The sequence below is a fragment of the Ditibartonella apihabitans genome (assembly GCF_002007485.1).
In the GTDB taxonomy this organism is placed as follows: Bacteria; Pseudomonadota; Alphaproteobacteria; order Rhizobiales; family Rhizobiaceae; genus Bartonella; species Bartonella apihabitans.
The window spans coordinates 108,695-121,466 of sequence record NZ_CP015820.1; the positions used below are offsets into that span (position 1 = coordinate 108,695).

The 12,772-nt window shown below is 44.6% G+C and carries 13 protein-coding genes and 1 pseudogene; 7 read left to right on the plus strand and 7 right to left on the minus strand.

Annotation, left to right across the window (positions count from 1 at the left end):
- From BBC0178_RS00490 to BBC0178_RS00505, 3 genes are all read right to left on the minus strand, one after another.
- Positions 1-930: an RsmD family RNA methyltransferase gene (locus BBC0178_RS00490; protein WP_149867496.1), complete on the minus strand. Its 930-nt coding sequence runs from the start codon at positions 928-930 to the stop codon at positions 1-3.
- Positions 931-1,614: 684 nt separating this feature from the next.
- Complete coding sequence (locus tag BBC0178_RS00500; RefSeq protein ID WP_077969819.1) at positions 1,615-1,950, minus strand: lipopolysaccharide assembly protein LapA domain-containing protein; 336 nt, start codon at positions 1,948-1,950, stop codon at positions 1,615-1,617.
- 4 nt (positions 1,951-1,954) lie between these two features.
- Positions 1,955-2,236 (minus strand): integration host factor subunit beta, encoded by a 282-nt coding sequence (locus BBC0178_RS00505; protein ID WP_078040284.1) that lies wholly within the window; start codon positions 2,234-2,236, stop codon positions 1,955-1,957.
- A 405-nt stretch (positions 2,237-2,641) separates the two neighbouring features.
- On the opposite strand from BBC0178_RS00505, the gene lptC reads away from it, so the two are divergent.
- The 7 genes and pseudogenes from lptC (at position 2,642) to BBC0178_RS00540 (ending at position 9,260) form a co-directional block, all read left to right on the plus strand.
- Positions 2,642-3,289 carry an LPS export ABC transporter periplasmic protein LptC gene (lptC, locus tag BBC0178_RS00510; RefSeq protein ID WP_078038820.1) on the plus strand — a complete coding sequence of 216 codons (648 nt, stop codon included), beginning with the start codon at positions 2,642-2,644 and terminating at the stop codon, positions 3,287-3,289.
- A 56-nt stretch (positions 3,290-3,345) separates the two neighbouring features.
- Positions 3,346-4,002 carry an LptA/OstA family protein gene (locus BBC0178_RS00515; RefSeq protein WP_078038821.1) on the plus strand — a complete coding sequence of 219 codons (657 nt, stop codon included), beginning with the start codon at positions 3,346-3,348 and terminating at the stop codon, positions 4,000-4,002.
- Between the two features lie 73 nt (positions 4,003-4,075).
- Entirely contained in the window at positions 4,076-4,813 is a 738-nt protein-coding gene (gene lptB, locus BBC0178_RS00520; protein WP_149867498.1) for an LPS export ABC transporter ATP-binding protein, read from the plus strand.
- An 876-nt stretch (positions 4,814-5,689) separates the two neighbouring features.
- The gene (gene rpoN, locus BBC0178_RS00525) at positions 5,690-7,252 is read left to right on the plus strand and encodes an RNA polymerase factor sigma-54 (RefSeq protein WP_078038823.1); all 1,563 of its coding nucleotides are present in this window, start codon (positions 5,690-5,692) and stop codon (positions 7,250-7,252) included.
- A gap of 153 nt (positions 7,253-7,405) precedes the next feature.
- On the plus strand, positions 7,406-7,990 hold the full coding sequence (hpf, locus tag BBC0178_RS00530; protein WP_077969828.1) for a ribosome hibernation-promoting factor, HPF/YfiA family: 585 nt from the start codon (positions 7,406-7,408) through the stop codon (positions 7,988-7,990).
- A 123-nt stretch (positions 7,991-8,113) separates the two neighbouring features.
- Positions 8,114-8,580: pseudogene (gene ptsN / locus BBC0178_RS00535) on the plus strand (PTS IIA-like nitrogen regulatory protein PtsN).
- A gap of 50 nt (positions 8,581-8,630) precedes the next feature.
- A complete protein-coding gene (locus BBC0178_RS00540) occupies positions 8,631-9,260 on the plus strand; it encodes a hypothetical protein (RefSeq protein WP_188317744.1) in 630 nt (209 codons plus the stop codon).
- 422 nt (positions 9,261-9,682) lie between these two features.
- Here the strand turns inward: BBC0178_RS00540 and BBC0178_RS00545 are convergent, their stop codons facing one another.
- The 4 genes from BBC0178_RS00545 to BBC0178_RS00560 all read right to left on the minus strand — a co-directional run bounded on the left by BBC0178_RS00545 (position 9,683) and on the right by BBC0178_RS00560 (position 12,586).
- Entirely contained in the window at positions 9,683-10,114 is a 432-nt protein-coding gene (locus BBC0178_RS00545) for a hypothetical protein (RefSeq protein WP_149867384.1), read from the minus strand.
- A gap of 26 nt (positions 10,115-10,140) precedes the next feature.
- Positions 10,141-11,370 carry a dual-specificity RNA methyltransferase RlmN gene (gene rlmN / locus BBC0178_RS00550; RefSeq protein ID WP_077969837.1) on the minus strand — a complete coding sequence of 410 codons (1,230 nt, stop codon included), beginning with the start codon at positions 11,368-11,370 and terminating at the stop codon, positions 10,141-10,143.
- Between the two features lie 150 nt (positions 11,371-11,520).
- A complete protein-coding gene (locus BBC0178_RS00555) occupies positions 11,521-11,979 on the minus strand; it encodes an invasion associated locus B family protein (protein ID WP_078038825.1) in 459 nt (152 codons plus the stop codon).
- 217 nt (positions 11,980-12,196) lie between these two features.
- Positions 12,197-12,586: a YkvA family protein gene (locus tag BBC0178_RS00560; protein WP_078038826.1), complete on the minus strand. Its 390-nt coding sequence runs from the start codon at positions 12,584-12,586 to the stop codon at positions 12,197-12,199.
- Between the last annotated feature and the right edge of the window lie 186 nt (positions 12,587-12,772).

Here is a 12,772-nt window from a genome sequence, read left to right on the forward strand (position 1 = left end):
TTAAAAAATCCAGCGGCTAAAAAGAGAAGTGGAAAGCGCCCTTTTTGCCTTTTCTTCACGCAAAATAAGTTCACCCGATTCGATAAGTCCGCCAAGACCGGTAAATTCGTCACGCATCAATTCGTGGATTGCAAAAAATGAGGCACGAATAGAATAGGCAGTCAATATCACGGCAATCGGATTATCAGACAAAATAGCGCGACATCGTTTGACCATTTCGGGCAAATGATCGAAAAGTTGCCAAACCTCGCCATGGGGGCCGCGCCCATAAGCCGGCGGATCAAGTAAAATAATGTCATAATGTTTGCCGCGACGCCCTTCACGTTCGACAAATTTCATCGCATCATCACAAATCCAGCGAATGGGGCGATCTGTCAAATGTGCAACTTCCTGATTTTCTTTAGCCCATAAAATAGCTTTTTTGGAAGCGTCGACATGGGTGACTTCGGCTCCCGCTCTTGCCGCAATAAGCGAGGCAAGACCGGTATAGCCGAAAAGGTTCAATACCTTAACCGGACGGTTTGCTTTTTTAATAAGTTCTTCCATAAAACGCCAATGGGCATCCTGTTCGGGAAAGACCCCGACATGGCGAAATGACGTAAAGCGGCCGAGAAATGACATTCCATCCCATGAAAGCGGCCATGTCTCTCCAAGGGGAAGTTTCGGAAAATTCCAGCGCCCCATGCCTTCTTCATCGGTATTTCCGGTGAAAATCGCATCGACATCCTGCCAGTCTTTTTCACTTAATGCGGGTTGCCACAAAGCTTGCCCTTCAGGGCGAATAATGCGCAAATTTCCGTAACGCTCGAGTTTCAGGCCATTACCGCTGTCAATCAATGCGTAATTCGCGCTTGCTGCCGTCTCAAGAATAACCGGCAATTTTTCTTCGGGGCGTTTTCCTGACGGGCGCGGTAAAAAGCGGCTTTTCACTTCTACTGTGTTTTCACCCTTGTCGTCGCGCGGCAATTCTTTAACTGATCGCACCGCGTTATCCGGTGTGTGCGCTTTATAAAATTTTCCTGAATGATTGGCGCGCACCGCTTTCCGTCTTTCAGGCTTATCTCCTGTTTCGAGGGCCTTTTTCGGACTATAGGGAGCACCTTTGCGCGATATTTTTAATCCGCGTTTTTTTTCTTTTGGGTGTTGTGCTTTCACAATCGGGCGTTTTCCAATAAGTTTCAGGATGTTCTTTGTTTATAAAACATCTTTTTCAAAAAGGTATAGTTTTCTTGCACATTCGAAAGAAGGATTTAGCTCATGGACAACGCGTTCCACTATCACGACGAGCATAAAATTTTAGCATGATGATTATTTTTAATTTTCGTTTATGCAGTCTTGAAAGATGCGGGAGATAGGCCGTTAATTCCCAAAATTTTTCTGAAACTTGAATGGCGAAAGCAATTTTTGGTGTCGCAAATATTCAAAAACAACGGATAACGGTGACCTGAAAAAGCCGGCAAAAAACAATAAAATATGCGCATAAAGTGTTTGAACCGCCACACGCTTATAATCGCCGTATTTTTGTTCAAGGACGCTGGTCAAAATTTTAAAAAAATCCGCGAATAGAAAAGAAAGATGCGTGAAAAAATTCTGCTTGGCCAGCGGGCTTGATATTCAGGAATGATCGACAACGGTGAGATCTGTTTTCGTCAAATCCGGTTTTTTCGACATATCCATTTTTAGCCCTTGCAACTCGGTTTGTGTGTCTTTCAGGGCTTTACGAAAGCGATGTTGGGTAAACCAGACAGTTATTCCGCCAATAATAATGCCGATTATAAGTGCCAGAAACAGCCAGACAAACAGCGGAGCATGGTAGACAAGGCTGGTATCGGCTGTATCAAATGGATTGAGGCTTAAAGCAACGCTCGCCCGATTGGCAATGATAAAAGCAATCAGGATAATGCCAACCGGAATCAATATAATCAGACTAACGATCTGCTTTAGGGTCATGATGTCACTCGTTGTTCAAGCGGTCCCTTAATTCCTTGCCGGTTTTGAAAAACGGAACCCATTTTTCTTCAACCGAAACAGATTCCCCCGTGCGCGGATTGCGACCGGAACGTGCCGGCCGATTTTTAACAGAAAACGCACCAAATCCGCGCAGCTCTACCCGGTTTCCTTCGGCCAGAGCCGTGGATATTTCGTCAAATACAGCACTGACAATATTCTCAATATCCCGTTGGAAAAGGTGAGGATTGCGGTTAGCGATAATCTGTACAAGTTCCGACTTAATCAAGACAGCCTCCAATTTTGATCGGCGCAGTGACGATCGCCCCTTTTTAAAATCCAAGGCCAATGACGATTCGCCGATCGATAGTCCCATGACTGGCAGGTATTTTAACTTCCCGTTTAAAAATTCTGCCAGTTGTCCTTAAACATTACAAAATATAATTGACGTGATAGTTTATTGTCTGTCTATCGCATTTCGTCAACGCTCTTTAGTTAAAAAATATGCGTAATCATATAAAAATCATAGAAATAAGTGTGTTACCAGCTTTTTCCTCCGGTTAATCATGCAAAATCGATCAAATCCGGCAAATGTTGAATAGCGTTGAGAATTGCTCTAAATATTGAACTGGTATATGGAACTTCCTTATGGCGGTTATTGTCGCGAAAATGGGCAAAAATTTTTAGGGGTATAATGGACGACAGTTCGGAAATTTTTTCAGCGAGTTATAAATCCGATGCTGTTTTCGATGCTGCTCGGCGTCATTCAGTACGTGTTCATATATTGAAATTTCTGCTGCCCGTCATTGCAATTGTTATTGCGCTGGTTTTCTCATGGTTCACATTTTTTGCAACTCCCGGCACAACTGATTTGGTTATTTTAAACAATGATCAGGGAAGCAACGGGCAGTTGACAATGACAGACCCCAAGCTTGAAGGCTATACATCGGACAACAAGCCTTATTCATTAAAAGCCAACAAGGCTATTCAAGATCCCCGTCATCCGGGCATGATAGAATTGCAACAGATTATTGCTACTCTTCCTCTCGGACAACGGGGCGAAGCTGCAGTCAATGCAATCGGCGCGTTTTATGATAATGTTAACGGACGCTTGCAATTTGATAAGCCGTTCGAAATCAAAACAAATGACGGGATGGTTGCCAAACTCGATTCAGCCGACGTGAATTTGTCGACAAGCCAATTGAGTACCGACCAGCCGGTTGATATTGTTCGCGGTGGACAACATTTGAAGGCAAACGGTTTACAAATACGTGATAATGGACAAGTGTTATTCTTTAATCGCGGTGTCAGTCTTGTCATCGACAATGCAAATGCGCAATAAGGAATAAAATGCTTGTCTTTTAAAAAAGCGGTGTCGGTTTATTTGAGGATTTTAAAATGAAGCCTTTAAAGCAGTACTTTTCTCACCTTGGTGCAGTCATGGCAACGGGATTGGCTTTCATGAGCCTCGGACAGACGCCGTCATTGGCACAACAAACAAATTTCGGTGTCAATCTTTCAGGTGGAAAAGAGCCTGTCGAACTCAATGCCGATAATCTGGAAATGCGCGATAAAGAAGGTGTCGCTATTTTCAGCGGCAATGTTTCTGTTGTTCAGGGCGACCGTATTTTGCGAACCTCAAAACTGATCGTGCATTATGCCAAGGCCCCTGAAGAGGGCAAGAAAGATAAAACCGGCGAGGGGAAAGATAAAGACACAGATGCCAACCAAAATGCTTCGGCGAAACCGGCAGCAGCAGGTGCCGGAGGTCTCGGCTCGACAGGTGTCGAAAAAATGGAAGCCTCGGGAAAGGTTTACATCAAAACAGCAACACAGGTTGCAACCGGTGATGAAGGTGTTTTCGATGGTAAATCCAAGCTGATGGTTTTGACGGGCAAACGCGTCATTTTGGCAGATGGTGATAATGTGGCGACCGGTTGTAAATTGACCGCCCATATGGATACTGGAAAAGCTTTCCTTGAAAGCTGTAAATCAGCGGGGCAGAATGGTCGTGTATCGATCATTATGAATCGCAACGAACAAAACGGAAAATGAGCGTTTTATGTCACAAAGTGATTCGCAAGTGGCTTTTGAACAGATCGCCTATGGTGATGGTTCGGGCGACAATCTGAAGGAACGCCTCAAAGGGACACTGGCTGCTCGCGATTTAACGAAAACATATCGTGGGCGTAAAGTTGTCAAGGGCGTGTCTTTCGGGGTGCGCGCAGGAGAGATTGTCGGTATTCTCGGTCCCAACGGAGCTGGTAAAACGACATGTTTCTATATGGTGACCGGACTCGTCGAGGTTGATAGCGGTAGCATCGAGATTGACGGTTTTGATGTGACGGATATGCCGATGTACCGCCGTTCACGTTTGGGCATCGGTTATTTGCCGCAAGAAGCTTCCATTTTTCGGGGGCTTTCGGTGGAAGACAACATTAAAGCGGTTTTGGAAGTGGTCGAAAAAGACCGAAAGAAACGTGCAGAAGAGCTTGACGCGCTTCTTGATGAATTCAAGATTGCGCATTTGCGTAAGAGTCCTTCTCTCGCTCTTTCCGGTGGTGAAAGACGGCGCCTGGAAATTGCCCGTGCACTCGCTTCTCGTCCGAACTTCATGCTGCTTGACGAACCTTTTGCCGGTATTGATCCGATTGCGATTGCCGATATTCAGCAATTGGTACGCCATTTGAAAAGTCGTGGTATCGGGGTCTTGGTAACCGATCATAATGTTCGTGAAACATTGGGCCTTGTCGACCGCGCCTATATTATCCACGATGGTCAGGTTTTAACCCATGGGCAGCCGGATGATATTGTCACCAATGCGGATGTACGCCGCCTTTATCTTGGCGACCAATTCTCGCTATAATCTTTATATCGCGTGTAACCTCTACCCGATATAAAATTTCGTGCTTTTTGACAGATTGACCGGACCGGCTCACGATTGGGTAAAGCTATTGTCGGTCTGTGGTACGTTATTTTGCGAAAATAAAAATTGTGAGCAGAGAAACACGGATATTAAGCCTGCAACACAATATAAATGGGGTGGCCGGTTTTTGTTATTTCAAAGACTATCGTAAAAAGCGCATTTTCTGGAAGGTTGACGAATTCCGGGGGGCGATTTTCCAATATAGAGCTTTTGAAACGAGGCGACCGCATATTGGAGAAACATGAAGATATAGGCGGTTGCTTCCGGCATTTGGATAAAATGATATCGGCCAAGAATTTATCTGAATTGATGATCCGGATATAGAGGGCTTTTTGCCGGTTCTTCCTAAGTAAAACAATGAAAAGCGTTTTGTTGCCGATAAAGGTTAAAAGTCGGGAGGAAAAGAATTGCCGTGGAATTTTTTTAAAAACCGCTTATTAGCTTTATCATAACGCGCTGTATAAGTGTTTTGGATAACTTTTTAAAGATCGCCATATAACAGAAAAACAAGCGTCCCGAAAACCTCTTTATCGGGCTGTTTTTTCCTGAAAAATTGGAAAACTAGATCATCAGGAAGCGGTTCGGGAAAGCCATATAATTTTACTTTTCTGCGACGACATGGACGATTTCAAATTGCGGACAAGGATTGAAGCTTGTTATTTTTCTCATTTTTTAGTTGACAAGCAAGGATCATACCATTTTCGTTAAGGAGAAGAATTTTAACAAATTAAACGATCGAGGTTACAAAAACCGGTTCGTTTCGTGTGATGTTCATTGGCCGTTTCGCGTGGGGTCCATTGGGGAGGAATAAGGTTTATGGCACTGTCACCATCTTTTGAGCTTCGTCAGTCACAATCATTGGTGATGACTCCCCAGTTGATGCAATCGATCAAGCTTCTTCAGATGACGGCCGCGGAACTTGAACATTTTATCGAGGAGGCTTTGGAAAAAAATCCCTTGCTCGAGCGTCAAAATGGGCAAGAGTTTACAGAAAAAACCGATAATGAAGCCATTAAAAATAGTGACGCGCAAACCAATAATGTTTTCGACAATTCGGCTGGCGCACCTGAAAATTTCGAGCAAAATATCGATAGCGATCAAAATCTCTATGAGACACCTGATCCGGAAACATTATCCAATATGTTCGATGGAGGCGATGAGGCTGTCTTTTCGCAAAAGTCTTCGCCAGAACATTTTGGGGAAAAAGAATATTCATCCGATTGGACGACTTCTTTCATTGGATCTTCGCCAATCGAAGATGTGAATATTGTCGAAACGGTTGCATATAAACCTGGCTTGCAGGATTTTGTTGCCGAGCAAATCGGCTTTGCATTCAAAAATAAAGAGGAGCACGATATTGCTTGCTACCTTTCTTCCGAACTTGATGAAGCGGGATATTTTAACGGTTCGGTTGATAAGGTAGCTGATGAATTGTCAGTTTCAAAAACATTGGTTCACAATATTCTGAAACGTTTACAACAGCTCGACCCGCCGGGCATATTTGCTACTTCACTTTGCGAATGTTTGTCATTGCAACTTGAACGGCAAAACCGGCTTGATCCGGCAATCAGTGTCATACTTGATAATCTCCCGCTTTTGGCCAAACGTGATTTTGTCACGCTTTCCAGACTTTCCGGTCTCGAAGAAAGCGAAGTAGTCGATATATTGAACGAGATTCGCAGCCTCGATCCCAAACCGGGGACAGCTTATAGCGCATCGACACCAATCCCTGTCGTGCCTGATGTGATTATTTCCGAGAATCCGAATGGAGAATTTACCGTTGAACTCAATCGCGAGGTATTGCCAAAACTTGTTATTCATCGCGATTATGTCGTCAAAATCGGCAAGGACAATGTTGATCGCAGTTTCATCAGTAATTGCTACCAGAATGCCAACTGGTTGCTCAAAGCACTCGATCAGCGTGAACGCACACTCATCACAGTCAGTGCAGAAATTGCCCGTCACCAGCAAGAATTTTTGCGTCGGGGCATTTCTTTTTTGAAACCTCTCACGCTGGCAACAGTAGCCGAAGCGGTTCACATGCATGAATCGACTATAAGTCGGGTAACTGCCAATAAATATGTGGCAACTCCGCGAGGCATTTTCGAAATGCGCAGCTTTTTTTCAGCGGCTCTGCAATCCACAGATGGCGGGGAACAGTATGCAACCGAAGCGGTACGTCAGCGTATTCGCAAATTGATCGACAGCGAAACTGCCGATCATGTGCTTTCCGATGATACACTTGTCCAATTGCTCAAAAAAGAGAATATCGATATAGCTCGTCGCACCGTAGCCAAATATAGAGAAATGATGAATATTTCATCTTCAGTATTGCGGCGTAGAGAAAAGAAACGCCAGATTCACACAACTACAGATTGATTTTTGCCGATTGACTTATTGTTGATAAATGACTAGAAGCCGGCTTTAAAAAGTCAGTAATCCGGTCTTTTCAGGAAAAGACACGCTTTGAGTTGCTTCCGCTTGAAGATGTCGTTAAACTGCGGAGATCACGAATTATGAACGAGGTTTATAATGAGCTTGCGCATTTCAGGAAAGCATATGGATATTGGTGAAGCTTTCCGTACGCGGATTGAAGACCGTATCAATGATGCGATTTCAAAATATTTTGCCGGTGGTGTCACAGGACATGTTACTGTTGTGAAATCCGGTTCGCGTTTTTCAGCTGAATGCGTATTGCATTTGAGTTCTGGCGCGGTGTTACAGACAACGGGTCAGGCGCAAGATCCTCAAGGCGCTTTCGATGCTGCAGCAGAACGTCTGGAGACGCGCCTTCGTCGTTATAAACGGCGTTTGAAATCACGCAGCAACAAGCAGAATGACAATACCGCTTTTGCCGAATATGCCTATCACATTATGGAGCCGGTGCCCGATGAAGATGAAGGCTTGCCGGAAGATTATGCCCCGACAATCGTTGCAGAAACGTCGATGACATTGCGCGATATGTCTGTCGCCAATGCTGTTGTCGAACTTGATCTGATGGATAATCCGGTGTTGGTGTTCCGCAATGCGGTTGATGGAAAAATCAATATTGTCTACCGGCGGGCTGATGGAAATATCGGCTGGATCGACCCCTCATCCATTACTAATAAAGCCTGAATAAGGAAATTCCTTTTCCCCGTTTTTTCAAATTATGAGGAAAAGGGATTATCCAGACCCTCGATGTTCTTGGCTCGATGTCGCGAGCTTGAGAAAGAATTCGGGATGGAAAAAGGAAACCACATGGATCTTAGTGATTTGATTGCACCGGAAGCGGTTATTCCTGCCCTTAAGGCAAATTCCAAAAAACAGGTTTTGCAAATTATGGCGGAAAAAGCAGCCTCTCTGACAGGCCTTGACGAGCGAACAGTGCTTGATACGGTACTTCAACGTGAAAAACTCGGTTCGACCGGCGTTGGCAATGGTATTGCCATTCCTCATAGCAAGCTTGCCAATATCGACCACATTGTCGGTGTTTTTGCCCGCCTTGAAACGCCGGTCGATTTCGAAGCGCTTGACGATGAACCGGTTGATCTGGTTTTCTTGCTTCTGGTTCCTGAAAGCGCGGGTGCCGATCATTTGAAGGCACTTTCGAGAATTGCCCGCGTTTTGCGTGATAATGATATGGTACAAAAATTACGCAATACGCGTGATGCGGTTGCCATCCATACTTTTTGACACAGCATCCGGCCGCCTCGAACGCCGCGTAATATAACGGCTTGCGCCCGCATGAACTTTTCATGCGGGCATTTTATTCTTTTTGTCTGAAAATTTTATATGCAAAGCTTTTGCCAATTATCGTGAGTTGACCGGTAAAGAAGTGGCTGATAGGCTCACATCGCCGGATTTGTGTTTTGTTGTCAGGCAATTTCAATGGCAGGATAAAATAATGACCTCTTTGGCCCATCAGAATGATGATCGCTTTCGTGAGCCGGGCATCGCCGCTCCGCTTACTTTCCTCATTATGTTTGTTTTTTTCATTTATGGCGCATTATTGGTCGGTCTCCTCGGTTTATCAAACTGGATTATTCATGCGTGGAACCTGACATTTTTCATTAATCTCGGAAATTTCGGCGTATTTCTTCTGGCTATTCTTATACCCGCCCTGTGGGCAGTTATTGTTGGCATCTGTGCCTCTATTCCCTATTATATTTTGCGCTCGCGCGGGCACTATCTTATGGCCTCGAAAGTCGCAACAATCATTGTTTTTGCAATGTTCCATATCTTTGCTTTGCCTTGGATTTTATGGCCAATGGTGCGTCGTGCTTCGCCAAAATTACGGCATAAACGCATTGAAAAACTGCGCCAGATGGTCAGAGACGGAAAGATGAAAGACCGGCTGGCCGAACGCCATCAGCGGCTATTGGCTCGCGGATATCAATTTTCGTGATCCGGTTTCAAGACTGGCCTCCAGTTTCAAGGCTTTTGGTAGGTCTTACGTTTTTCGCTTAGCTCCAATTACAGAGCTTAAAAAAAAGCCGCTTAAAAATTTTTTGAAATGGTATCACGAAGAGATATGTTTCAATTTTTAAAGCTAAAAAGTTTTAGCCGCTTGGGGGATATGCCCGGAACATCAGGACGCAACAAAACATGGTATCGGTTGGCATTGTGTCGGGTAATCCTCAGGCTCAAAGGGTAGTTTTCAGGTTTAAAAAAGTCCATTCTTGGAAAAATATATCGAGCGTGTTTCACAAAAAATAAATTTGCCGATCAAAAAATAAAAATTCGGGCGATATAAAGCAGGACAATCAAGACTAAAAAACCGGGTATGCATATTTTGCAAACCCGGTCACATAAGTGTATTTGCGAAGCCTAGTTGTTTTTGAGGCTTGCCAATGAGCGGCGATTATAGCGACGCGGTGTGATGCACCAGTAAACACCGCCGGAAACAAGAGCAGCGATGAGATTGATGACAGTTTCACCGAAAGAGAGCGCCGTTCCAGTTGCCCATAGGGAAATGAAATAAAGGATAGCAGCGATAACGGCAGACAATAGATAATAATGCATCTTATAGAAATGCCGGTGTTCGCCATAAATAATCGCCAGAATAAAGACAACGCCCACAATCATGAAATGCGGCGGAACATCGTAAAGCGGATTATTCGGTGACAATAAATCATGTAATGTTATGTCATGTTCGAGGAGTAATACCGTTAATCCGATTTGCACAATCATAAATGCGGCTTCGGCAAAGATACAACCGACTAAAATCCATGTAATGTGAAATGCAGTAATACTTTTCATGTCACTTCCTATTCGAGCCACCATTTTCAGTCGCCATGTCCGGCAATCATCATGGCTTCAAGTTTTAACCGTTCCGATTTTCTTAAACGTTCCGATTGTGATTTGAGTTGCCCGCAAGCGGCAAGAATATCGCGCCCGCGCGGTGTCCTTATCGGTGAAGCATAACCTGCCTGATTAATCAAATCGGCAAACCGTTCGATTTGTTCCCAATCGGAGCACTGGTAATTGCTTCCCGGCCAGGGATTGAAAGGGATAAGGTTGATTTTTGCCGGTATGCCTTTCAGAAGTTTGATCAAACCTCTGGCATCATCAAGGCTGTCATTCACATCCTTGAGCATGACATATTCAAAGGTTATCCGCTTTGCGTTTGATAGTCCCGGATAAGCACGACAGGCATCAAGCAATTCGGCCAACGGATATTTTTTATTGATAGGAACCAATATATCGCGCAATTCGTCGCGAACAGCGTGGAGCGATATGGCAAGCATCACGCCGATTTCTTCACCGGTTTTGAAAATCCCCGGTACAACGCCGGATGTCGACAAAGTGATACGGCGTTTTGAAAGCGACAACCCTTCACCATCCGAAGCAATAAGCAGTGCCTTTTTGACGGCCTCGAAATTATAGAGCGGTTCGCCCATTCCCATCATAACGATATTGGTAATTTTGCGCCCCTCTGCCGGTACAATGGCACCATCTGGCGTGTCTTTATCCGGAAAATCACCGAGCCGGTCGCGCGCTATCAGCAATTGGCCGAGGATTTCTTCAGCCGTGAGGTTACGAACCAGTTTTTGGGTGCCGGTATGGCAGAACGAACATGTAAGAGTGCATCCCACTTGCGAGGACATGCACAAAGTGCCACGCCCCTCTTCGGGAATGTAAACCATTTCGACTTCGACAGGTTTTCCGGCGCCGCGCGAAGGAAAGCGCAACAACCATTTACGCGTACCATCGTTAGAAATCTGTTCTTCGACAATTTCCGGACGGGCAATGGAAAAATGTTTTTTCATTTTTTCACGCATGTCCTTGGAAATATTGAACATGTCGTCGAAGTTTGAAACACCGCGTACATAAAGCCAATGCCAAAGCTGGCTAACACGCATACGTGTCTGACGTTCCGGTACGCCTATCTCCTGTAACGCGCTTGCCATTTCGGCGCGCGACAAGCCGATCAGGGATGCTTTTGTTTCATCCATTCTGGCAGGGCGCAAAAGCGAAGTCGCGCCAATAGGTCTAAGATCGTAGGATACGCTCATAGTTTCCAAAGCTCTGAATAAAGTTCTGTCTTGGCGGATTTAGCATAAAAGCAAGCCAACGTCACCACACTTATGTGCCATAAAACGAGCACTGCACCATGACAATATCATGATGCAGTGCCGAAACGGGTAAAAATTGAAAAATTCGTATTATTTGCATTTCTGTGCAGCGTTGAGTGCTGCGGTAATTCCCTTCAAGGAATAGGTATAGCTTGTATTTGTTCCGCGCTGGGAAACAGCTTTGACAGAAAGATTGGAACCGCTTTTCATGGCTGCAACAAGTTGGTTCTCTGCTGCCGGTGATGCTGCCCAAGCAGAGGAATCCTTGGTAAAGAATTCGAAATTTTTGCCATCGACAGAAACCGTAACTTTGTCCTTCAGGCCATAACCTGCCATGAATTGCGGCTCATAAGTAACAGGGTTTCCGGCGCGTTTGCTGACGAGGAAATAATTATCGCCATGGTTGACCGATTTGGGTTCTGCAGTAATCGGGGCGGAAAGCACATAACATACTGTATTGTTTCCTGATTTATAAGAATAGGCACCCCATGCATCAAATTGGTTGATGCGTGTAGGTGTCTGTGCCGAAGCAGTTCCGGCAACTCCCATAATCAAGACAGACGCAGCAACAAAAATTTTCCAAACATCGTATACTCAGCTCACTTTTTGTTTTCTATTGGCAAAGCCAGATGGCTTCAAACCGGCGATTTTTCAAAAATTAGCATATCATTCTCACAACATGCTTTCAGTGTTACATGCAATTTTGACTAGTTTATGGTTACCAAAAAGTGAAGTTTTGTCCGGAAATTACAATTTTAATGAAAAACTATTTTTTTTGCGTTTCAATCGGGGCCTTTTCCAGAGCTTTTCGTGCAGCCTGATAATGTGCGTCGGTGATGTGGGCGCGCACTGCCGAGATCGCAATTGTAAGAACTGCAATATCGTCGGTGAAACCGATTACAGCCAACATATCGGGGATAAGATCGAAAGGCATTACAAAATAGGCGAGTGCTGCAAGAAGAATGCCGCGTACACGTGTTGGTGTTTGAGGGTCAAATGCGCAGTAATAACTGGCAACGACATCTTCCATAAAGGGAATGTGTCCTGCCGCTTTACGAACTGTTTTCCAGAAAGCCGCCCGTACTTTTGCAGCACGACTTTTTTGCGTTTCTTCTGATTCGGGCTTCAAAATTTTTTCGATTGTTGTTTTATCCATCTTAAAATTCCGTCCGCAGAAATGTCCTCAAACTACGCTTTTTAACAATGATAGAAGTAGGAAGTCGTGATAATTTTACAAGTTTCCGGTTTCAGGAATCCTTTTCATGTGCATCCTGAAATTGATTTTTTAAAGGATATTTCAGAATTGAAGAGGCAGTTTCTTTTATAAAATCTCCCACTTGAC